The following is a 23458-nucleotide window of genomic DNA, read 5'->3' as shown; positions in this document are numbered from 1 at the left end:
CAATAGATTTACGCCAGATGCAGAGGATAAAAACTAAATTCCTTATCGGAAAGATTCGTCAGTTCCTTAATAAGCAGGGCACCACTCTGGATATTAACCGGAGTATTGGGTCTTGAATCCTTACCGCTATACAGAACGGCATAAGGTTTCTCGTCAATCTTTGGAAAAATATGTTCTGCAAAGTACTTTGCCCATGACTTATCGAGAAATCTTTTTTCCCGGTCGGTCAGGCTGTTAAAGGAATCAAAAAGGGATAACTGTTGTTCATCCGAGTTATTAAGGACAAATGACATATGAAAGCCTCCATTCGTAATCTCTGCTTCTATTTTAACAGAAATGACACAAAAACGCTTGCTTTTACAACAATATATTCAATTTTCAATGTGCAAATATTTCAGCGGAAGGGCTATACCTTTTGACGCTCAAATCATGTCATCTATAAAGCAAAAGATTATAAAAACGAAGGAAGAATGGTGTCCGTATCTGTGCCAGGAACTGAATTTATTCGAATGTTTCTGATGCATATGCTTCCGAAAGGATTTATGAGAATCCGCCACTATGGTCTTCTTTCCTGTCGCAGTAAAAAAGAAAAAATGACTCTTTGCCGGAATCTTCTGGGGTGCCAGCAGTATATTTCAAGGCTGAGAGGAAAAAGTACTGCTGAGAAGATCCTGATTCTCTATAAACATGACATTCGAAAGTGTCGGTGCTGTGGTGCACCGGTAACTACATTTCGAGTTGATGGGGAATATATGTTGTGTTGAGATATGATAACAGAATATGCGAAAAACGGTCTCCAGCAGGAGGCCTGTTTGTGATGCAGAAAAAACATTAGAGTTCAATACGGAAAAATCGGTCTGCAGGCGCGTAGATAATGGAAGCCACTACCTTTTTTGTGCCTGAGACCGATTGTTTCCGATACTATTTTAGTCCAGCTCGTCTTCTCCTACGATCTCGTCAAACTCCTGATCGTCCAGCAGTTCATCGAAAGCGTCTGCAACTACCTCGTACTCGTCGTCATCCTCGATGTTGTCCAGGCTCGGGTTGCCGTCCTCGTCTTCCTCGTAGCGGTATAAGTATACCTCGCCCTCGTCTGCCTCTGCGCCCTCGGTCGGGAGCAGTGCGATATAGTCACGGTCGCCTGCCTCAAAGATGGTGAGCACAACGCACTCTACCTCGCTGCCATCATCCAGGGTCAGGGTGACAGTCATCTCCTCCTGCTCTAAATCCATCTCTTCGTTCTGGTTCTTTGCCATAAAAATGTACCTCACTTTTAAAATTGGTTTTCAGTGGTTTCGTCTGTTAAAAAAATATTACCTCTCCACTTTATCAGATAGCCGCCGCAAAAGCAATATCTAAAATTCGATTCCTTTGCGGGCCGGGATGCCTTTCTGGTATGGGTGCTTCCGCATGCAGATCTCCGACACATAATCGGCCAGCTCCAGCAGTGCTTCTGATGGGTCCCGCCCGGTCAGCACCACTTCCAGATTTTCCGGCCGGTTCTTTAAAAATTCCGTGACGGACTGTTCGTTTACCATGCCATAATTGCAGGATGCCAGAATCTCATCCAGAATCAGAAGGTCGTAATTGTTCTCCACGGCTTCTGTCACCGCGGTCTCAAACCGGCTCTGATAGTAGAGGGCGGCTTCCTGTTTCTGTTCTTCGGTCATGCGGAACACGAAACCGAAGGTTCGGTCACAAGGTGTTACAGTAATGCCGGGAATGCTTCGCAGCACTTCCACTTCCCCGGAGTTTTCGGTTTTCAGAAACCGCACCACCAGGACTTTCATGCCCCGGCCGGCCGCGCGGACCGCCAGTCCCACAGCCGCGGAGGTTTTGCCTTTGCCATTGCCACAGTAAATGTGGACCAGGCCATGCTTCTCTTTTTTCATCACCGTACCACCTTTCCATTATAATTTCGTAACTGTTCAGTACCCTCACAGTTACGGGCAAAAATCCATTGAAAATTGCCTTCGGCAATGGGATTTTTGCCTGCAAGCCCATGTTTTCATACGGTCAGCGCAGTGAATGCGCAGACCTACTGAACAGTTACATAATTTCTCATAACTCCGTTCTGCTGCGGTCCCGGCCGAAATTCCCCCGGCGGCGCACCGTCGGGATACAGGTATTCATCAATAAACCGGGACCGTTCCTGAGGCTTTCCGTACCGCTCCTTTGTATAATACACATGAAGCCGGTCTTTGGCCCGGGTCATGGCCACATAGAACATGCGGCGCTCCTCCTCCAGGTCCGCCTCCAGCACCGCCTTGTGGTGGGGCGTTACCCGCTCGTTGGCATCCATGATATAAACCACCGGAAATTCCAGACCCTTGGAGCTGTGCATGGTCATAAGGGCAACACAGTCCAGGTCCCGCTCGCCCCGGTTCTGGGCCTGCTGCTTTAACTGCTCCCCGTATTCTTCCATATGAAGAAGCCAGGCCTCCATAGTCTTGTAGCCGGATGCGCTCTCCTGGATCTGGTCCGCCAGGTCAAACAGTTCCTCCGGCTTCATGCGCCGGTACTCCGCGTAATCCTTCAGATATTCGTCATAGCCAATGGCCTTTCGGATGTAGTTGACTGCCGCCACCGGCGCCAGCTTCTTTAAGATTTTGAGATCATACTCCAGATCTTCAATGCGTTCCACCATCCAGTCCTTCGCCCGGTACCAGGATTTCACGCTGTCCCAGGAGATAATCTGCCCATCCAGCGCTTCCCGGCTGATGTAGCGTTTCGGCCGGTTGATGATGCGCAGCACATCCGCCCGCTTTGCCTGATGCTTCTCTGCCAATGGGTCAGACGCCATACGGATGTATGTCAGAAGATCCTGGGTAATCCAGTGCTCATAAATGTTTGGCAGAGCATCCCGCATCTGGAACGGAATGTTGTATTCCATCAGCCGCTCCATGAGAAGGCGCGGTTCCAGGTTCGTGCGGTAGAGCACGGCAATGTCAGACAGCTGATATCCCATCTGCACATAGTCCTGAATTTCTTTTACAATCATCTTCGTCTCAGTCTGGGCATCGGCAAAGCCGGAGGTTGTCACTGGCCTGCCTGCGCCTCTTGCCGCCCGGATCTCTTTCTCAAACCGGGTCTTGTTATGACGGATCAATCGTCCGGTGTAATCCACAATATTCGAGGTGGAACGGTAGTTTATCCCCAAAAGCGTCCGCTTTGCCTGGGGATAGTCCTTCTCGAAGCCCAGCATGATTTCCGGCTTCGCTCCCCTAAACCGGTAGATGGACTGGTCATCATCGCCCACGATGAACAGATTGTTCCGGGGTGCCGCCAGCATCCGGACAATCTCATATTGTACCCGGTTGATGTCCTGAAATTCATCGATGAGAATGTACTGGTACTTGTTCTGCCATGCCGCCAGAATGTCCTTTCGCTGGGTAAACAGCTCGTAACAGAGCACCAGCATGTCATCAAAATCCAGAAGCCCTTTGTCCACCATAGCCTTCTCGTAGCCCTGGTACAGCTTCTTAAACAGCTCCTCTGAACAGTTCTTGGAATAGTAGTAATCCAGATTCATCATCTCGCCTTTCACCAGGCTGATCTCAGAGAGGATCTGGGCGGTAAATTCCGCCTCATCCTCCACATCCATCTGGAGCTTGTCCACCAGTTCCCGAATAATCTGGGTGCGCTGCTCTTCCCGCGCGATATTCGACGCGTCATAGCGGTAGGCCCGCTTTAAGATTGCGAAAAATACTGCATGAAACGTACCAAAGCTGACGGGGAGCCTGCGCCCCTCCGTCAGCTTTTCAAATCGCTGCCGCATTTCCTGCGCAGCGGCTTTTGTAAATGTAATCACCAGAATGCTGCCCGGCTCCACATTGCACTGCTCCACCAGGTATTTCACCCGGTGGGTAATGACAGTGGTTTTGCCGGATCCCGGTCCTGCAAGCACCATCATCGGCCCCTGCCTGTGATGGATGGCCTGCAGCTGTGCTTCATGAAACGCCATGTATGCGGTTCCTTTCTTCATTCAATCCGCACGGGATGTCTTCGCCACGAAAGCATCCGATGCAGACACCGTGTACAACCTCTTACGCGTTTACTGCGCTCAGCATCTCAATACCCTTGCGGATCCGGGCCAGGGACTCTTCCTTGCCCAGCACTTCCATGATCTCGGTTGCGCCGGCCGGAGTCATCTGCTTGCCGGATACCGCGGTACGGATCGGCCACATTACAAAACCGGTCTTGTAGCCTTTCTCGGATACATAAGCGGATAATGCAGCGTAAAGCGCGTCGTTGGTGAAGTCCTCCTGTGCTTCCAGGATCGACAGCACATCTTTTAATACCTCCAGAGAGTTCTCGGAGTTGGTCTTCATCTTCTTGTGGGTGTACATAGCCACATCGTACTCCGGCAGCTCCTGGAAGAAATCTACCTGGGCTGCGATGTCCGGAAAGATCTCGATACGGGTCTTTACCATGCCTGCAATTTTCTTCAGATCCAGATTCTTGGTGATGGCAGCCTTTAAGTACGGCTCCGCCAGCTTGTAGAAGCGGTCTGCGTCCATTGCCTTTAAGTACTCGCCGTTCATCCATTTTAATTTGGTGATATCAAATACAGCCGGGGACTTGCTGATGTTGTGGTAGTCAAATGCCTTTACCAGCTCCTCTAAGGAGAAGATTTCCTGGTTGTCGGTCGGGGACCAGCCCAGCAGTGCCACGTAGTTGACAACAGCCTCGGATACAAAGCCCTGATCGATCAGATCCTCGAAGGAGGAGTGGCCGCTTCTCTTGGACAGCTTCTTGTGGAATTCATCGGTAATCAGCGGGCAGTGTACATAAACCGGAACCTCCCAGCCAAAGGCGTCGTACAGACGGTTGTACTTCGGAGAGGAAGACAGATACTCGTTGCCGCGCACCACATGGGTGATGCCCATTAAGTGGTCATCCACTACGTTTGCGAAGTTATAGGTCGGGTAGCCATCGGATTTGATCAGGACCATATCATCCAGCTCGGAGTTGTCTACAGTGATGTCTCCGTAAATCTCATCGTGAAAGGTGGTGGTTCCCTCGGTCGGGTTATTCTGACGGATGACATACGGCATGCCTGCTGCCAGGTTTGCCTCTACCTCTTCCTTGCTTAAGTGGAGGCAGTGCTTGTCATAGGTCATGATCTCCTCGCCGTTGACGGTTTTCTTTAAGGAGTTTAAGCGCTCCTGGGTGCAGAAGCAGTAATATGCCTCGCCTTTTTCTACCAGCTTCTTTGCGTACTCCAGGTAAATGCCGGCTTTCTGGCGCTCACTCTGTACATACGGGCCGCAGCCGCCGTCTTTATCCGGGCCTTCATCGTGAATGAGTCCGGTCTCTTCCAGGGTGCGGTAGATGATCTCGGTAGCGCCCTCTACGTAACGCTCCTGGTCGGTATCCTCGATACGCAGCAGGAAATCGCCGCCCTCATGCTTTGCGATGAGGTATGCGTACAGCGCGGTTCTTAAGTTGCCTACATGCATGCGGCCGGTCGGGCTCGGTGCATATCTTGTTCTGATCTTTGTCATGATAGAAACTCCTTTGTTTATAGATAAATTTTTAATCAACCAATTTTATAACTGCCATCGCCCTTTCCGGCAAAGCTTCCGGAGTAGAGCACCTTTGCGGCCTCAATGAGGTATGCGGTGTCGCGGCTTCCCGCGGTTTCATAGCTGGAGTGCATCGCCAGCTGCGGCAGGCCGATATCTACAGTGTTCAGCGCTACCTGGGTGCCGGAAATGTTGCCCAGGGTAGAGCCGCCCAGAATGTCAGAACGGTTTAAGAATACCTGGTACGGAACCTCAGCCTTCTCGCAGATGGTCTTGAATACAGCGGCGGAGACGGCATCGGTACAGTACTTCTGGTTTGCGCTGTACTTGATGACGATACCCTGGTTTAAGTACGGACGGTTCGTCGGGTCTGCCTTGTCCGGCTGGTTCGGATGAATGGCATGGGCATTGTCTGCGGATACCATGAAGCTGGATGCCAGCGCGGTCAGATACTCCTCCTCGGTGCGGCCCATACCGGTGTTGATGCGGTGCAGGATATCCTTTAAGAAGGTGGATTCTGCGCCCTGCTTGGTGCCGCTTCCCACTTCCTCGTTATCATATACACAATGAACAGCTACGCTGTCCTTCGGCTCTGCCGCTAAAAATCCCTTTAAGGAAGAGAACGCGCACTGCAGATCATCTAAGTGCGGGCTTGCCAGAAACTCGCCATCTGCGCCCAGCAGCGTACCGGTCATGCGGTTGTATAAGAACAGGTCAGTATCCAGAATATCCTCAGCCTTTACGCCGGCCTCCTTCGCGATCAGCTCGGTAAAGCAGCCCTTTACCTGCTTCTCTGCCGCCTCACAGAACAGCGGAAGCATATCCTTCTGCGGATTGAAGGCATAGCCGTCATTTACCTGGCGGTTCATGTGGATAGCCAGATTCGGAATGATCATCAGGTCACGGTCTACATTCACCAGCTTTGTGGCAATGCCATCAGCGGTGCGCACGATCACGCGGCCTGCTACGGAAAGCGGACGATCCAGCCAGGTGGAGCAGATCATGCCGCCGTATTTCTCCACGTTCAGCTTCACATACTGGTTCTCTACCTCAATCTCCGCGTTGGCTTTGATCTTGAATACCGGAGAATCGCTGTGGCTTGCCATGATCTGGAAACCGGTAAAATCCTGTTTCGGAATACGGAAGGCGATCAGGGCAGAATCATTTCTGGTTACATAATAACCGTTTCCGGCCTCCAGATTCCACTTTTCTCCCTCATACAGGCGGGTATAGCCAGCCTCTTTTAACAGCTCACACATATTTGCGGTTGCGTGGAACGCACTCGGGCTGTGATCCAGAAATGCCAGTAACTCCTCATTCATCTTGTCAAAGTTTAAATTTGCTTTGCTCATGCTAATACCTTCTCTAAATCCTTTCTTAAGTTCTCTACACTGCCATCTGCGAAGCAGTGGCCGTCCATGCCGCAGGCTTTCGCCCCCTCAATATTCATCGGCAGGTCATCAATAAAATAGCACTCCTCCGGCTTTAATCCAAACTGGTGGAACAAATGCTCATACATTTCCTTCTGGGGTTTTAAATATTTGATCTCTGCGGAAAAAAGCATGCCGTCAAAGCATTCCGCTGCCGGAATCACATCCATGCAGATGGACGGCAGACGGATGGACGCGTTGGAACAGATATAAAGGCCATATCCCTTTGTCTTCAATTCCCGCACCAGAGTCTCCATGGCGTCAATCTTCCACATGCAGTATTCCGGCCAGTGCGCGAAGCACTGCTTTGCAGCTTCCTGCAAACGCTCCGGCAGACGGGCACACATCTTCGCAAGCCCCTCTTCTTCTGAGATGAGTCCCATGTCCAGAAGAATCCACTCCGGAGAGTCGAACACCGCACTGCAGACCAGTTTCTGGTCATCTTCATTTTCGATAAAATGGCGGCATGCGCGCATGGATTCATAATCCAAAAGGACTTTTCCCATATCGAATACGATATTTTTGATCATCTTCCTTCTCCTTTCCCGTTATTTTCATACCATTCTGTGATACAAACTTTCCCCGTTGCATCAACCGGCCGCCTCGCATCACCGGCCTCCGGTCAGCAGATTCCAAAGCCCCGGTACATACCGCCGCAGGACTTTTCCAATCATGGTACTGATCGGAAGCACCAGAAGCGGCATCACCAGGAACAGGCCAAACGGTCCGTACCATTCCGGCACTGCTTGGGCCATCAGCATGGCCGCCCCCTTGTTGATCAGCCGCACAATGGCAAAATGCACGGCGTACAGGAAAAAGTTATGCTTCATAAAATCTTTTGCCGCCGGAAGATGTTTTCCCGGAAGCACCAGCCAGAGTCCAACTACCGCGCATAACCGGCACAGGACAAAGGATGGGGTGTGGGCCCGCCAGAGCCCGATATAGTAAATAACCGCTGCTGCCGCAAGACTCAAAAGCCCCACTGCAAGACGCTTTCCATTCTCCGCGCCTTCCGCCGCCTCCCGGCAGTGAAGCGCGATCATGGCTCCGCTTCCATAATAAATCAGCGCGTCCGGATTCACCGGGAAACTGTTCGGATTTACCCGCACCAGAATCCAGAAAAACGCCAGAAGTAAGGGGCCGCTCCACACCCGCTTAAGCAGCGGATAGAGCACCGGCGCCAGCACCACCAGCCACAAAAGCTGGTACAGATACCAGAATACATTGTTGTAGGTGTGGGCCACCACGGCATCCACCATGGCCGCAAGGGAAAATTCCACCACACCTTTCCCAACTACATCCCCTACCGCAGGAATGCGGCTTGCAATGACGTAGCTGAGGTAATACAGAAAATTCCAGACAATATAGGGAACCAGCAGACTTTTCACACGCCGCTGCCATTTGCCCTTTAACTTTCCCCAGTCAAAATCCCGGTAAAACTGATAGCCGGAGATCATGAAAAATCCCGGTACCGCAATCTGGCCAAACCAGTCTCCGATCTGGTGCTCCAGCACATAGACCGTTCCCGTAGCTGCCTGGTAACCCAGAAACAGCTCCGCGTTGTAGGAATGAACCCAGATCACCAGAAGACTGAGCGCAAAAGAGAACCATGTGACTTTGTTGCGAAATTCTAACTCGGTCATATGATTCCCCCTCGTCTGTCATACATTTTATCAGGCGGCGGTCCGGAAAGCCGGACTCCAGATTCATCCGCCTGCTATAATACGTCGGAAAAATGCGGACGCAGCCGCTTAAATACCCGAAGGCCCACAAGTCCGATCACCAGAGTCACCACCCAGAAATAAATGCCGAGCCTCGGCCGCTCCCAGAACCAGTTTCCGGTCAGCATGCTGTCACGGTAACCGGCTACCACATAGTAGAACGGGTTCAGTTTTAAGATGGTCACAAACCACGGTGCCTTGTCGGCAAACATGGTCTCCTGGTACATGATCGGGGTCAGCCACATGCCAAACTGCAGGCAGATGCTCACGATCTGCGCCATATCCTTAAAGAAGACATTGACCGCAGACGTCAGATAGCCAAAGGCCAGTGCCAGCATGGAAGCCGCAAAGCTGTAATACAGGATCTGGATCCAGGTAGCCATGGGCAGGCGTCCGTAGCATAAGAACACCGCCAGCATGATCCCAGCGAAAAACGCATGCACCAGCATGCAGGAAATCAGCTTGATGATAGGCAAAATCTCTACCTGGAACACGACCTTCTTCACCAGATAGCTGTACTCCTGCAGGCACCCGGTCACGCAGTTTAAGGCCTCACTGTAGTAAAACCACGGCACAATGCCCGGAATCAGCCAGAGCACATAGGGAACTCCCGGAACCGGCGGCACACTCTTAAATCCCACCTGGAAGATGAAGAAATAGATCAGTACCGTAACAATCGGCTGCACCAGCATCCAGACAATGCCGAAGTACGAACCCACAAAGCGTTTCCGGAAATCGGCCTTGGCCAGATCCCAGATGAGTTTTCGTTTCCTGACGATTTCTTTCATCAGAGAAATTACATAATTCATACGTTATTTTTCCTCATTAAATTTGAAGGTGTCCTTCAGACCACTCCACTTTTTATCTTTCTCAGAGATGATCAGCTCTACGCCTTCCTCAAACGGCCAGTCAATGCCGATCTCCGGATCATTATAAGCCAGTCCGCCCTCATCGCCCGGATGATAGAAATCGGTGCACTTGTAAGCGAACTCAGCCTCATCAGACAGTACCAGGAAACCGTGCGCAAAGCCCTCCGGAATGTAGAACTGCTTCTTATTCTCTGCAGTCAGCTCTACACCAAACCACTTGCCGTAGGTTTTGGAATTGGCACGCAGGTCTACTGCTACATCAAAGACTGCACCGCGGATGGCACGCACCAGCTTGCCCTGCGGATACTGTTTCTGGAAATGCAGGCCGCGCAGTACGCCCTTCACGGACATGGACTGGTTATCCTGTACAAATACCATGTTCAGACCGGCTTCCTTGAAGTCGTTCTGGTTGTAAGTCTCTACGAAGTAACCGCGCTCATCCTTGAATACGGTTGGCTCGATCACATAAAGTCCTTCTATGTCGCAGGATGTCACTTTGATCTTTCCCATTGTTTTCTTCCTCACTTTTCATTCATCTAAGTTTTAAAGCCGGATGCACACGATGCTGAACAGACGCACCAGGGCGTAGCCATTCAGGCAGCACATCAGATACAATATACTACGGTTTTTATCCTTTGTCAAAACCACAGTATGATTTTTGAGAGCCAGTAAAAGCACTGGCAGAAATGGCAGGAAATACCGTCCCTGAACCCCCAGGATCACCCGGGAGCTGACCGGTGTCCAGGCAATCAGCATGGACAGCATGGTAAGACCCGCGCAGGCCGCGCATAAAAATCCGATCCAGACTCTGTGCCGCCCGGTCATACGGATCTGCTCTCCTGGAATTTTTAAGGCCAGGCCGATGAGGCACAGCGTGAAAGCCCAGACAGCCAGATACGGCACATCCAGCACCTGGTCCAGGTTGCCAAGCCAGCCGCCGATCATGGTAATGTGCATGTCCTTGGCATTCCACAATAAAGTCTGATAGAACATCCGCACCAGCAGCACCGGATTGTGGATGAGAAGGCTTATGCTAAAGCCCGCCTCCTCCGCCCATTCCACATAGCTGTCGGCTTCCGTTGCAGTTGCGTAGGTGGTGATAACCTGGCTGTTGACCAGATACATGGCCATGCCCCAGGCTATCCCCACTGCAAAGGCGCTGATAAACCAGTTTTGCACCTTGCCGAATTTCCGCATAGGGATCAGCAGGCACAGGCCCAGTATCGGCGCGTACACCATTTTGCAGGGACCGGCCACCGCCGCCAGAACGGCAAGCAGCACCACATCCCGCACCCGGACCGTTTCTTTTTCATAGGCCAGATCCAGACAAACCGCCGTCAGCAAAAACATGCAGGACAGAATCATCACATCATAGGAAAAGGAAGCCGCCAGATGCAGTGTCATGGGAAGCACTGCCACGCCGAGAAGCACTTCCTTTCCGAACGGAATCCGCTTCATGGACAGATACAGCATGATCACGAAAAAAATCAGGTTGCAGAGCCGTCCAAAATATAAGAGACAGACTGTGTTCAGTCCCAGAATTCTTGCCAGGCTGATGCCGATGGCCTGGGGCACATAGGCAAGGGGCGTGGTGGTAACCGGCGGATAGGTGGAGCTGACATACGCACCCATACTCTGAATCTCGGCGGTACGCTCTGGAGCATACTGCCCGTTGACGCCAAGAGTATGAAACAGCTCGTAGGTGGATTCATCCAGCGTTTCCCCCAGCTTCACCGCCTGCTCCCGGCTCTCAGCCGTCACCTGCAGGTTGCCGTCTTCATCCGGCTCATACACAAAATCCCCGTCCAGGTCTTCCACCCAGGTGTCCTGCGCCCGCAGAAGCACCCGGCCATACCGGTCCCGCTGGGGCTGCCCGGTCATCTGGGAGGAAAGCCGGTAAGCACTGACGTAGTGGCTGATCTCATCCGGTGCCGCGAGAGGCGGCAGCACAAAGAGATACAAAATGCCAAGCCCGCCAGCCATGAGCACCGCCAGCTTCGGCAGGGAACAGAGAGTTACTGTACGTGGGCAGGCATTTTCTGAACTGAAAATGTTCTTTTCTATCAGAAAATAGCCGCAAACCGTAGTCAGCGCCACCACCAGCATCGTTAAGAATACGTACTGGCCCATCTGCCAGGAAGCGCCGGTCTCATGAATTCCCGCCCGCACATCCAGGCTGTGCCAGGCTGCCGCAGCCGCCAGGCAGAGGATTCCGGTGATCAGGCCCAGGCTAACGCTTCTCTTCTTCATATTTTTTCTCCTCAAGAGCCATCGCCTGTACCAGTTCCTTGATCTTACTTTCCAACTGGGAAATGTGGATGCTCATAAAGAATACCTTTAAGATCAGCACGAAGATCGCAAACAGGAACAGAAAGTTGGTTGTCGCATAGATTCCCAGAAGGCTGGCGCAGGCATCGGCCACCTTCGGAAATACGCTGTATACCACCAATACCAGGGCCAGCACGATCCAGAAGATCGCGCTCTCAATCTGCATCCGGGACTGGCGGATCTTGCGCATGATCATGGAAAAGGTCCCGAGGGACACCAGGATCAGCGCGATTCGTAAGGTTGTGGTCATCATGATTTTCTTCTCCATTTCTTTTCCCAGTAAAGCGGGCTCATGCTGCACCAGAGGATCATCTTCTTTGGAAGCTTCTCATACTGTTTTCCCAGCTTGTAGCCGAGATATTTACAGCCGCTGCCGACCACCAGCTCCGGGATCAGGTAGCCGCGGAAATGCGTCAGCAGATATTTTGCCGTCTGCTTTACCAGGCGGATGCCCTCGCCCTCAGATTTCAGGTCCGCAAACACCTCCGGGTGCTCCGCCTGGGATACTGCCAGGTCAAAGTTGCGGTGAAACTGCTGCATAGGCGTTAAATTGTGGGAATGAACCACCTTCGCCTCCGGCACATACGCCACCGCGTAACCGGCATCCATGGCCGTGGCTGCATAAATCATGTCCTCATTGAAGATGGTGCTGTTCACAAAGCCCTCCAGCTTCCGGAAAATATCCTTGCGGTACGCACAGCAGACATTGGAAGCAAAATAGGTTTTGATTCCCATGGTTTCCAGGTCTTTTTTCGTCTTGACCATGGGCCTGTCCGGGTAGTTGAAGGAGCGGGTGTAGCGCTCAATCGTACGGCAGTCCTTTGCCGGAAGCTGCTTTGCGTAAGCCACTGCCACCGTCTCGCCCTCCGGCCCCGTCTGATCCAGTCCCTTTAAGAGATTCTCGATCAGATATTCATCCTGGGGTACTGCGTCATCGGTCATAAAGATCATGATATCTGACTCGGAATACCAGGCCGCCAGGTTGCGGGTGCCGCCATGGTCAAACTCTTCTTTTGTCAGATGATGGACTTCCATGCCCGGAATATCCCGGTATCCGTCCGCGTTCCAGTAAGCTTTTTCTGTATTCATAATGATGATCCGGTTCGGCAGCACCGTCTGCTTTTTTAACATCTGGAGCAGTCTCGCAAACCGCCGGTCCGGCTTGTACACCGGAATCAAAACATCAACCGTCATGACGCACCTCCTGTATTTCTTTCTGTATTTCAATCCACGCTCCTCCAACGAAGCCCGCTGCCATCACGATCATTAAGATGAGGTAGGCCAGGGCCGCGCCGAATATTCCAAGCGCGATTGTAAGCTTCGGTGCCAGAATAACCGCAAGCACCGTGAGTAGCACGTAAATGCCAAAGATCAGCTTCTGCCTGCGCAGAATGACCAGCGCGTAATAATAAAGATTTAACACCGCGTAAAAGCCGCCGCCCAGCACGATCATGATGAAGGCCGGCCACAACGCCGTCAGCGTTCCGCTGTAGGACGCCCCCAGCAGCCACTCCAAAAGTGCCAGCACCGGTTTTCCCAGTACCACGGTTCCGCCTGCCGCCAATACCGTCAGGCCGCCGATGACTGCCATTATGGTGAGAAGCTTCTTTTTAAAATCAGAAAACCGGTGTTCATTCCAGCAGTCCGTCAGATACGTCAGGAACGGGCGGATGACAAAGCCCGCCGCCAGGTTGATGACGGAGGTCGGCATAAAGATCACGTTGAAATAGCCGCTGGCCGCATCGCCCAAATGCGCGTCAATGGCATACTTCGCTGCCGAAAAAATATAGAAATCCAGGAATACGGAAACAAACAGCAAAATGGCCGATGCCGTTAAAGACACGCCCTGCTTCGCGCTCCAGCCGTAATCCACCTGGTTCAGTTCTCTTAAAACCACAATATCAAACAGGACTACACCTGCAATCTGTCCCAGCACCGCAGCCACACAGGCGGTAAACAGCCCCGCCCCGGAAACCAGGGTGACCAGAAACACGCCGACCGAAAGAATGGTACGGAAGGTATTGGACCGGCCGGTTAAGTACAGGCACCCCTGCCGCTGAAACTCCGACTCATACACATCGGCAAAACCATCGATCACCTTGTAGGCGATCAGCAGGAAGATGATCTGCGCCTTCTGCCAGGAATAGCCGATCGCCGCCAGATACCCGGCGCCAAGAAGCAGCGCCAGGGCGCAGGTCACATACCGGTGATGCAGGTAATCCCCGAACCGGTACTGGTTCGCCCCGTCTGTAATGTGAAACGGTCGGATACCAAAGTAAGCCAGCAGGAACATCTGCTGCCCCACGGTACTGAATCCGAAGGAAAAGATGCCGCCCTGCTCCTCCCCCGCGATGCGCAGCACCAGAAAGGAAAGCACCATACTGGCAAAGGCGTAGAAGAAGCTTCCGGTCATGTTCCAGATCATATTCTCTTTTTCCAGGCTCAGCCTTGTGCGCATGAGAAGGCGCGTCCAGTGTTTCATAATGTTTGTACTCCGTTGTTTCTATGTTTTCTAGTTATTCCCGTTCAGCCATGCCATGACAGGCAAAGAAAGGCTCATGTAAGCCAGCTTACATCGCCTTTTTTTGTCTGTCACGGCGCATGGCTGAACTATTCCGGAAATTTTGTATCAGCAGAATCGACAGCAGCATCCGCGCCATATACCGCGCGGCCACCATCGGCTTTAAGTAGCTCTCGCCGCCGGCCCGCTCCGCGATGTGCACCGGCACTTCCGCAATCTTCGCCCCCTGCTTTAACAAGTAGGAAACCGTGTCCGGCTCCGGTCCGTAGTTTAAGTTGAGGGCAAATTCTTTGATCATCTCCCGGTTAAACATCCGCATGCCGGAGGTCGGATCGTTGACCGTCACGCCCGTTGTCAGACGGATAGCCATCTCAATGAAGCGGCTTCCCACCATACGCATGGACCAGTCCTTTTTCGCATTCACGAACCGGCTTCCAATGACAATCTCATAGCCCTCTTCCATTTTTTTCATCATAGGCTCAATGAACTCCGGGCGGTGCTGCCCGTCGCCATCAAACTGAATGGCATACTCATAGCCCTTATGGTAAGCGTATTTCATCCCCGCCTGAAAGCAGCCCGCAAGCCCCAGGTTTACCGGAAGATCCAGCAGGTTGAAGCCCTGTTCCCGGCAGATGACCGCCGTTCGGTCTCTGGAGCCGTCATTGACCACAATATAATCAAACTGCGGATACTTATCCTCCAGTTCCCGTACCACATTCTCGATGTTCGCTTCCTCATTGTAGGCGGGAATTACGATCAGCACCTTGTTCATTTCGTCTTTTCTCCACATTTCAGTATGATATCGCAGATCTCATCCACCGTTTCCAGGGAAAGATCCGGGTATAACGGCAGCGTCAGTACTTCAGAGGCGATCCGCTTTGCCACCGGCGTGTCGTCGGAAGAAAACTGATCTCGGTAACATGCGTAATCGTTGATGCACGGATAGAAGTACTTGCGCGCAAAAATGTTATACTCTTTCAGCGCCGCAAAGATCTCATCCCGGTCTGCCCCGTAGCCTTCAAATACCACCGGCATGTAGGCATAATTATAACGCACGCCTTCCTTTTCTTTGCAGAGGCGAATGCCTTCCACGCCGCCCAGACGCTCCCGGTAACGCTCCGTCAGAACCTTGCGCTTCGCGATGTCCGCATCCACATGACGCAGGTTACAGAGGCCCATGGCCGCCTGGAACTCATTCATCTTTCCGTTGGCACCCACATACTCTACCTGCTCATAGCCGGTAATGCCGAAGTTTTTCAGCTGATACAGCAGGTCCTTTAATTTCGAGTCATGGAACGCAACCGCGCCACCCTCAATGCTGTGAAACACCTTGGTGGCATGAAAGCTGAACATGGACGCATCACCAAACTGGCCGATGCCAACGCCATCGATCTCCTCACCAAAGGTGTGGGCCGCGTCGTAGATGACCTTTAAGCCATGGCGGTCCGCAATCTCCTGGATACGTTTCACATCACAGGGATTTCCGTATACATGGACCGGAACGATGGCCGAGGTTTTCTCCGTGATCAGACTCTCCAGTTTGTCCACATCAATGGTATAGTCTTCCTCATTAATATCACAGAATACCGGAGTCAGGCCGTTTCGCACAATGGCGTGGGTGGTGGAGGCAAAGCTGAACGGGGTCGTAATGACCTCGCCCGTCAGCTTCATGGCCTGCAGCGTCAGCTCCAGCGCCATATGACCATTCACAAACAGCTCCAGATTCGGTGTCTTTAAGTATGTTTTCAGTTTTTCCTTTAAGGTTTCATGGTATTCTCCCATATTGGTCAGCCAGGCACTGTCCCAGATGGGCTTTAACATTTCCACATATTCTTCCAGAGGCGGCAGCGATGAACGGGTCACCATAACCGGCTCTTCATGTCGTTTTATCATCTGTTTTTCTCTCCCTTCGCCTGACTCATGCTGGCTGCATGGCATGAACTCTGTTCTGCGCCAGCTGTTTTGCTCTGGCTGTCTGCCTGTTCTGCGCCAGCCGCTTCATTCCGGCCGTTCATGGAATACTCCGTGTACCGCCTTGCAATATACTGCTCGCCATTCACGAACAGTTCATCCAGCTTCTCCCCGGTAAAGCAACGGATATGGGCGTCAGCCATATCGTAGCCTGCCGCGCCGGAAAATGCCACGCCGCCCGCAAACCGCGGATTACATTCCAGGAAATAATACTCCCCAGCTTCCCGGTCTGCCTCAATAAATTCCATATTCACACAGCCCCGGATGCCCACTGCCTCCGCGATGTCCCGGCACTGCTGCTCCAGCAGTCCGCTTCGGAATACACAGACCGAAGTTCCCGCGCCGTTTAAGGTACGCAGAAGTTCTCTTCTCGGCAGGCAGAATACCTGTCCGGTCTCCGGATTCCGCACCACATCTACGGTGATGACATGACCGCCGATCTTTGGCTGCACCAGATACTGCTGTTTCTGCTCTTCGCTGCAGGTATGCAGGAGAAATTCCAGATCCTCTTTAGATTCCAGAATCCGCAGGCCCTGGCTGCTCCGGCCGTCAAAGGGCTTCGCCACCAACGGATACTTAAGATTAGCAACATCCAACTCCGAAAGCCGCACTCCCGGAATGGTCCGGCAAAGCTTCCGCTCCCGCAAGAACGCTTCCATCTTCTCTTTATTCCGGCAAAGGCTGATTGCGGAAACATCGGAAATCCAGACCTCTGCGCCCAGCGCTTTAAAATCTTCCGCAAGCTCCGTTCTCCACTGCTGGATCACATCGATTTCCACATCGGTCAGCGGCATCAGCACACTGGCCTGTTCTTTCCGACAAAGTTCCTTGATAAAATTCCGGTACTGTTCCCGGTCGGTGGCATAGGGTGCCTTGTAGAACACCTCCACATCCTGGGAGTTTACCACCCACTCTGCCGGATATATATCACAGCCCACAACCCGCATGCCCGCCGCGTGGCAGGCAGAAATCACGTTCTGGGCAGAAAACGACCCGATGGCCGTTACGATTACTGTTTCTTTCATAATTTTTAACCCTCCTCTGTGCTGGAGCTTTCCCTGGAGCTTTCCCTGCAGATTCCATTCAGAAAATTTCCACTTACGAACTGCATCCGTCATTTTTTCAGCCGTTCCTTCACTATACCTGCTAAAAAGCAGAAACTCTCCAGGCGGAAGGCCGCCGCCAGCACAATGTATACAAAAGCGCCGCAGACAATCTGCAGTCCCAGTTTCAGCCATACCGACATGGCCGGAAGCCATGCGCCAAAGGCCATCACGGCCCCGCACATCACCACCGATAACGCAGCCGGAGGAGCCACATCCATCCACTGATGAGCGATATCATAGCCCAGCAGCTTTTTGTTCGGCGCCGCATTGACAAAGGTGCACACAAAATCCTGAAATGCCTTGATACACACCATGATAAACACGTTAAACTGCATGCCGATGACCAGAGCCAGAATACTCAAAGCCTTCTTCACCAGCTCCAGTTTTAAGAAAATATCACTGCGTCCCACTGCGTTGATGGCCTGCAGATTTGTGATATGAATCGGCCAGAAGCAGTAGGAAACGCACATAATCCGTAAAAATGGCACACAGATCAGCCATTTTTCTCCAAGCATGGCCAGCACCAGCGTGTCCGCCACCGCAAACAGCCCCATAAGCATGGGGATCACCGCAAAGGAACTTAAGCGGATAGCCCGGCGCACCATATCCCGCACCTTGTCCCTGTCATCCTGACAGGCAGAAAAGGCCGGAAGCAGCACTGCCTGAATGGCTGCGCCCAGGTTGGTAGCAATCAGCTTTGGAAACTGCTCTCCGCGGTTGTAGCTGCCCAACAACTCTTCATTATATATCTTTCCGATCAAAAGTCCATACAGATTGTTAAATACCGTGTCCAACAAAGACGCGCAAAGAAGCTTCCAGCCAAACGCGAACATGGTCCGGATCCGGTCAAAGGCAAAAAACAGCCCCGGCTTCCAGGAAACCGTGAGAAACAGTACGATCATCAGGCTGATGTAATAGCTGATCTGCTGCCCCACCATGGCCCACACGCCCAGGCCCCGGTACGCCATGAAAATGCTGATGACGCCAGAGATGGCGGAAGCAGCCAGTGTGGAGAAAAACAGTCCGCGAAACTCCATGTTCCGGGATACATAGGCTGTCTGAACCGAGATGACTGCCCCCGGGAACAGCACAATGCCCAGCACCCGCACAATGGGCTTTAGCACCGAAATCGCGTAAAACTCCGCAATGGCAGGCGCCGCCAGATACAAAAGCACGTAAAATACAACCGATGCCGCAAGTTCAAAATAGCAGACCGATGAGAAATCCACCTCGTCAGCCTGCTTTTTCTGCACCAGAGCCGTAGAAAAGCCGCTCTGGACAAATACATTCGCAATGGTGATAAAGATCATGATGATTCCGACCACGCCATACTCCGCCGGAGTCAGCAGTCTGGCCAGAAGGATCGCGATCACAAACTGGATGCCCTGGGCGCCTCCGTTTTCCAGAAGCTTCCAGAACAGTCCGCTCGCCACTTTATTTTTCATTCCTGTTTCATTCATAAACAATCTCTTTCAAATCCTGTTTCTTGTTCTGTGTTTCTCTGAAGATTCCTGCTCACGGCAATCCGCTGCCGCCCAGCCTGCCTCTTCTACCGCTCCGGTCCATGGTGCTTATGCCCGGTGGAACTGCTTCTGCAGCCAGTCATACAATTTCGGTGCCGAAGTCTCAAACCGGATGAAGAACCGTGTTCTTGCATTCAGTTCCCGGTAAAATTCCCGGTTTTCCTTATTTAATACAGTCTCGTAATGCTTGGTGTTTACCCGTGTCAAAAACGTAAGCCGCCGGATGGCATGCTCCACCGTCTTGTGGAACCGGCCGCTGCTGAACGCGTCAAAGCCCCGGTACATAGCTGTCATGGAATCTGCGTAATCCTGCTGTTTTTTCTCGTAATCTCCCTGTTTCATAAGCGTAGTCCAGGAGGCTGCTCCCCCCAGACGGTACACACACATAGGCTCATCCAGATACCAGGCCCAGCCCCGGTTCGCGCAAAGGAGCTGCAGTGGAATATCCGCGATAGGGGCATTGTTATAAAACTCCGGCAGATCTGCCACCATCTCCCGATAAAACATCAGGGATGCCGTCGGATACCCGGAAGTTTTGTCAATGATCTCCTCCGGGGAGACCATGCGGCTGCCCTTGTACGGACGCATGGTGTGCTCCGTCAGTGCCTTTCCCTGCACCTCCACCTTTGCGCTGTGGAAGCAGAGGGAACAGCCCGGATTTGCCTCCAGATAATCCACCTGCTTCTGAAGTTTCCGATCATCTGTCCAGTAGTCATCGCCCTCGCACATGGCAATGTATTTCCCTCTTGCCCGCGGAAAATTGAAGGTACCGCTGACATTGGTGAGACCCTTGGAATACTGGTTTTCGGTCTGCAGAATCGGAAAGATCAGGTCCGGGTACCGGTCTGCATACTCGCGAATGATGTCTGCCGTTCCATCGGTAGAGGCATCATCGTGAATCAGAACCTCATAGGCAAAATCCGTTTTCTGGTTTACAAAACCCTCCAGCGCGTCCCGGATATAAGAAGCCTGATTGTATGTGATGCAGCAGATGCTGACCATAATGTCAGAATCCTCGCGATCCGCTCCCGAAACGCACTCCTGCATCCCATTTTTGATTCCTGCTTTTTCCTTCTGCTCCATCATGATCCGTCCGTTTCCTTTTATTCCCATTTCTATGACAATTCTATTACGAAATTATTTACAATCCCTTTTATTTTACATGATTGCCAATAAATTGTAAATCAGATATGGTCTTTTTACCTCATTTATGATAGATTAACATTGATTGGTTTATTTATTATTTTCAGGAGGTTTTATATCCATGCGCAAATATACAAAAGCAGGACTTGTACTGCTGATGGCCGGCATGATGATGGCCGGATCTGTAACCAGTGCTTTCGCGGATACAGAGGCCACGGCAGCAACAAGCGGCGTCATTGACACAACCAAAAAGACGGAGGTGTCCGGACCAGGAAGCACCGCAGCTTCCACGGAAACCACTTCCGATGGACATACCTATTCCACCGAAGCTCCGGGTTCCAACGCATCCCAGACATCTGGTACTTCCCAGACCGGAAACGCACAGACTTCCGCACCGGAAACCAGTGCTTCCGCCGAGAATTCCCAGAATGCCACAAGCGGCCAGGACAACGCCCTGACCCAGGATCAGGCAAACCAGCTGGAATCTGAGCAAGCCGCTGCTGAAGCAGAAGCCGAAGCCAACCACACCGGCCCGCTTTCTGTTCCGCTGCGCCAGCCGCGTCTGACCACTGCCATCTTATCCAACGACAACAAGAACTGGTCCGGCGCATACTTAAACGATCAGCAGATTACCACCGAGGCCGGTGGCTTTACTGCCATCTGTACCTATCTGGAAAACATTTTCGGTGATGTGCGTTACCGCACCTACAACTCCACCACCGGCTGGACCGGCTGGGCTGTAGGCGGCCAGCAGACTTCCTTCGATGGCAATGCCTGGTATCCGGTTGAGGCGATCCAGTACCGCTTCGCAGGCCCGGTTAATGACCAGTACGACATCTACTACTGCGCACAGTTAAGCGATGGCACTGAGACTGGCTGGGGCAAAAACGGCGAGACCGTCGGCACCATGAACACCGGCCTTCATTTAACCGGTTTCCGCCTTGCATTCTTCGCAAAGAATACCGCCTCCGGCTTAAATACCTCCAATGCCCTTGTATCTGCCCACGCAGACGGCATCCAGTATGTAGACGGCCAGATGCGCTACATCCACGGCAACGGCGACAACTACACCGGCTGGGGCTGGATTGGCAACGACCGTTACTACTTCAAGGATTCCGTTCCGGTAACCGGCTGGCAGTACATTGACGGCCTGAAATACTACTTCGGAGAAGATGGCAAGATGTGGAGCGATGTCGAATCCCTGCTTGGCAGCGACGGCCCGTATCTCATCAAGATCAACAAAGAGTTAAACTGCATGACCATCTACGCACAGGATGGCGGCAACGGCTATATCATCCCGGTGAAGTCTTTCCTGACCTCCGTTGGTGATGACACTCCGCTCGGAACCTTTAAGACTCCGGAGAAATACCGCTGGAGACTGATGATCCATGACGTTTACACCCAGTACGCAACCCGTCTTGGCGCAGGTCTTCCGATCCTGATCCACTCCATCATCTACGATGCGGCAAACCCGATGACCGTATGGGCAAGCACCTACAACAACATGGGTATTGCCCGTTCCGCAGGCTGCATCCGTCTGGTAAGCGGCGACGCAAAATGGGTTTACGATCACTGCGCACTGGGAACCACCGTTCAGGTTTACAACTCTTCCGTTGCAGGACCGTTTGAGCGCCCGACCATTGCGTACGAGATTCCGTTTGAGCAGACCTGGGATCCGACTGACCCGAACGTAACACAGGATATGATCAACGCAGAAACCGCGCGTATCCTCGCAAAGTTCCAGAATCAGTAAATTATAGAACAACAAAAGAAGCCCGGAACGGCCGCTTCGCGGCTGGTGTTCCGGGCTTCTTTTATAAGGAGTCTTTATGAATGATAAGAAACGTTCCTGTCTCTATGCCAGTGTGCTATTCTGGTTTCTGGTATCGGTATGCGCTTCCCTATTCCTGATCTGGTGTGAAAAGAAAGCTTGCGGTTTCCTTGCCCCAAGGCAGATCCTGTTTCCGGAAGCTCTGGTGGTTCTTTCTCTGGTTCTGCATCTGAAACATGAGTTTGACCAGCAGACCGTGAGCGGTAAGCCATCATCCGCGGGAAACACGGCAAAAGCATTTTCTCTTACAGACACCCTTGGTTTTACGAATACCAGTCCCTCCTACGATATCCGCTATGACTACATCCGCCTCTTCGCGGTATTCTGCGTCATTCTGCTCCACTGTCTCGGGATTGCCATGCCAATGCTTTCCATGGAGATCAATGAGGAAACGTTGGCCATGCTCCGGGAAGTTCCGGCGTTTCTCCTCCGGCCGGCTGCTGTGCTGCAGACCTGCCTCTATCTGGGAAACACCTGCTTTCTCATGCTGACCGGCGCCCTGCTGTTTGGAAGAGGAACCAAAGGAGGCATTGGCACTTTTTATGAACGGCGTTTCTCCAAGGTAGTGCTGACCTCGGTCCTTTACTTTTTCTTTTACATGTGGCAGAACGGACGGCTGAATCCGGTATGCGCTGACACCCTCCGGGAAGCCTTTCACCGCATCCTGTCCGGTTCCATTCAGGAGGACTGCCCCTTTTTGTGGCTGGTCTACATGACCATCTCCATCTATGTGGCTGTGCCGTTTCTCCAGTATATGTTTGAAGCCATGCCCTACCGCGCGCTTACCAGTCTCTCCGCCGTTGTTCTGGCTTGTATGTTTCTGAAAACCTACACCCTCATGACCACCGACCTGCTGCCCTTCTTCGCCCAGTGGATCGGCATTGCCATGATCGGCTACTGGGTCTCCCGACCGGAAACCAGAAGATACGACCGGTGGATCTGGACGCTTGCGGCCCTATCCTTTTTTAAGGTAGCTTTTTCCGTAAATCCGTATGCGTACTGGCAGACTTATATCAACTACTACGTGCACATGGCCCCGCTCTCCATCTTCATGGCCTGCGGCATCTTCGCCCTGGCCCTGCACAAAAAACCGGAGCGGACACATTTCTTAAGCCCGCTCATCACCATGCTCGGCAAACACAGCTTCACCATCCTGCTCCTGCACTGGTGGGTGCTCTATCACCTCGCCATCTCCACCCTGAACCTGGACATCACCTGGAAACACCCCCTGGCCTTCGCCGGAGCCATCCTTTTCATAATCACTGCCTCCCTGATCTGCGGATTTCTCATCGACCAGACCGTGGTCTACGCCGTCCGCACCCTCTTCGAAGCCACAATCAAACAAATCAGGCATATGGCAAAATAGCAATTTGAATATCCATTAAAAGGTCCGGAAGTGAAAGAGTCCGCCTCCCTTTATTTTCACATATCGTTGTTTGCTTGCTCTCGCTAACACGCGTTCGCCTGTGTCGGATTAACATCCGCCA

21 protein-coding genes and 1 pseudogene are annotated in these 23458 nt (G+C 52.2%); 3 read left to right on the top strand and 19 right to left on the bottom strand.

The features are described from left to right. Positions 1–8: 8 nt before the first annotated feature. Positions 9–293, bottom strand: coding sequence for a hypothetical protein (locus WMO41_RS14170; RefSeq protein WP_349230322.1), 285 nt, complete (start codon positions 291–293; stop codon positions 9–11). Positions 294–425: 132 nt separating this feature from the next. Between WMO41_RS14170 and WMO41_RS16020 the strand changes: the two are divergent. Then, positions 426–764, top strand: a pseudogene (locus tag WMO41_RS16020) (transposase); the annotation flags it as partial. A 162-nt stretch (positions 765–926) separates the two neighbouring features. Here WMO41_RS16020 and WMO41_RS14160 read toward each other — a convergent pair. From WMO41_RS14160 to WMO41_RS14075, 18 genes are all read right to left on the bottom strand, one after another. After that, positions 927–1256, bottom strand: a complete 330-nt coding sequence (locus tag WMO41_RS14160; protein ID WP_349230321.1) for a DUF1292 domain-containing protein — start codon at positions 1254–1256, stop codon at positions 927–929. Between the two features lie 99 nt (positions 1257–1355). Continuing rightward, positions 1356–1892: a cob(I)yrinic acid a,c-diamide adenosyltransferase gene (locus tag WMO41_RS14155; protein ID WP_349230320.1), complete on the bottom strand. Its 537-nt coding sequence runs from the start codon at positions 1890–1892 to the stop codon at positions 1356–1358. Between the two features lie 146 nt (positions 1893–2038). Beyond that, entirely contained in the window at positions 2039–3964 is a 1926-nt protein-coding gene (locus WMO41_RS14150) for a UvrD-helicase domain-containing protein (protein ID WP_349230329.1), read from the bottom strand. Positions 3965–4046: 82 nt separating this feature from the next. Further along, positions 4047–5507, bottom strand: a complete 1461-nt coding sequence (gene gltX, locus WMO41_RS14145; RefSeq protein WP_349230319.1) for a glutamate--tRNA ligase — start codon at positions 5505–5507, stop codon at positions 4047–4049. 35 nt (positions 5508–5542) lie between these two features. Continuing rightward, the gene (locus WMO41_RS14140; protein ID WP_349230318.1) at positions 5543–6880 is read right to left on the bottom strand and encodes a M18 family aminopeptidase; all 1338 of its coding nucleotides are present in this window, start codon (positions 6878–6880) and stop codon (positions 5543–5545) included. Beyond that, the gene (locus tag WMO41_RS14135) at positions 6877–7488 is read right to left on the bottom strand and encodes an HAD family hydrolase (RefSeq protein WP_349230317.1); all 612 of its coding nucleotides are present in this window, start codon (positions 7486–7488) and stop codon (positions 6877–6879) included. The genes WMO41_RS14140 and WMO41_RS14135 overlap by 4 nt, the downstream gene beginning before the upstream one ends. Before the next feature lie 78 nt (positions 7489–7566). Beyond that, positions 7567–8601 (bottom strand): acyltransferase family protein, encoded by a 1035-nt coding sequence (locus WMO41_RS14130; protein WP_349230316.1) that lies wholly within the window; start codon positions 8599–8601, stop codon positions 7567–7569. A gap of 74 nt (positions 8602–8675) precedes the next feature. Beyond that, positions 8676–9488 (bottom strand): ABC transporter permease, encoded by an 813-nt coding sequence (locus WMO41_RS14125; RefSeq protein WP_349230315.1) that lies wholly within the window; start codon positions 9486–9488, stop codon positions 8676–8678. 3 nt (positions 9489–9491) lie between these two features. Beyond that, positions 9492–10058, bottom strand: a complete 567-nt coding sequence (gene rfbC, locus WMO41_RS14120) for a dTDP-4-dehydrorhamnose 3,5-epimerase (protein WP_118534003.1) — start codon at positions 10056–10058, stop codon at positions 9492–9494. A gap of 33 nt (positions 10059–10091) precedes the next feature. Continuing rightward, positions 10092–11798: a DUF2142 domain-containing protein gene (locus WMO41_RS14115; protein ID WP_349230314.1), complete on the bottom strand. Its 1707-nt coding sequence runs from the start codon at positions 11796–11798 to the stop codon at positions 10092–10094. Further along, the gene (locus WMO41_RS14110) at positions 11779–12144 is read right to left on the bottom strand and encodes a DUF2304 domain-containing protein (protein ID WP_349230313.1); all 366 of its coding nucleotides are present in this window, start codon (positions 12142–12144) and stop codon (positions 11779–11781) included. Before WMO41_RS14110 ends, WMO41_RS14115 begins: the two co-directional genes overlap by 20 nt. Further along, the gene (locus WMO41_RS14105) at positions 12126–13070 is read right to left on the bottom strand and encodes a glycosyltransferase family 2 protein (RefSeq protein WP_349230312.1); all 945 of its coding nucleotides are present in this window, start codon (positions 13068–13070) and stop codon (positions 12126–12128) included. The genes WMO41_RS14110 and WMO41_RS14105 overlap by 19 nt, the downstream gene beginning before the upstream one ends. Continuing rightward, positions 13060–14358 (bottom strand): lipopolysaccharide biosynthesis protein, encoded by a 1299-nt coding sequence (locus tag WMO41_RS14100; protein WP_349230311.1) that lies wholly within the window; start codon positions 14356–14358, stop codon positions 13060–13062. The genes WMO41_RS14105 and WMO41_RS14100 overlap by 11 nt, the downstream gene beginning before the upstream one ends. Before the next feature lie 88 nt (positions 14359–14446). Next, the gene (locus tag WMO41_RS14095) at positions 14447–15169 is read right to left on the bottom strand and encodes a glycosyltransferase (protein WP_349230328.1); all 723 of its coding nucleotides are present in this window, start codon (positions 15167–15169) and stop codon (positions 14447–14449) included. Next, positions 15166–16290: a DegT/DnrJ/EryC1/StrS family aminotransferase gene (locus WMO41_RS14090; protein ID WP_349230310.1), complete on the bottom strand. Its 1125-nt coding sequence runs from the start codon at positions 16288–16290 to the stop codon at positions 15166–15168. The genes WMO41_RS14095 and WMO41_RS14090 overlap by 4 nt, the downstream gene beginning before the upstream one ends. Then, complete coding sequence (locus tag WMO41_RS14085) at positions 16287–17393, bottom strand: ATP-grasp domain-containing protein (protein WP_349230309.1); 1107 nt, start codon at positions 17391–17393, stop codon at positions 16287–16289. The genes WMO41_RS14090 and WMO41_RS14085 overlap by 4 nt, the downstream gene beginning before the upstream one ends. 89 nt (positions 17394–17482) lie before the next feature. After that, positions 17483–18934, bottom strand: coding sequence for a lipopolysaccharide biosynthesis protein (locus tag WMO41_RS14080; RefSeq protein ID WP_349230308.1), 1452 nt, complete (start codon positions 18932–18934; stop codon positions 17483–17485). 111 nt (positions 18935–19045) lie between these two features. After that, on the bottom strand, positions 19046–20080 hold the full coding sequence (locus WMO41_RS14075) for a glycosyltransferase family 2 protein (protein WP_494338474.1): 1035 nt from the start codon (positions 20078–20080) through the stop codon (positions 19046–19048). Positions 20081–20261: 181 nt separating this feature from the next. Here WMO41_RS14075 and WMO41_RS14070 point away from each other — a divergent pair, with 181 nt between their 5' ends. Both WMO41_RS14070 and WMO41_RS14065 read left to right on the top strand, forming a co-directional pair. Next, positions 20262–21893, top strand: coding sequence for a L,D-transpeptidase family protein (locus WMO41_RS14070; protein WP_349230306.1), 1632 nt, complete (start codon positions 20262–20264; stop codon positions 21891–21893). Between the two features lie 76 nt (positions 21894–21969). Next, complete coding sequence (locus tag WMO41_RS14065; RefSeq protein WP_349230305.1) at positions 21970–23337, top strand: acyltransferase; 1368 nt, start codon at positions 21970–21972, stop codon at positions 23335–23337. Positions 23338–23458 lie beyond the last annotated feature (121 nt).

This window comes from Ventrimonas faecis (assembly GCF_040096075.1).
GTDB lineage: Bacteria > Bacillota > Clostridia > Lachnospirales > Lachnospiraceae > Brotaphodocola > Brotaphodocola faecis.
This window is presented reverse-complemented; position numbering and strand designations above follow the sequence as displayed.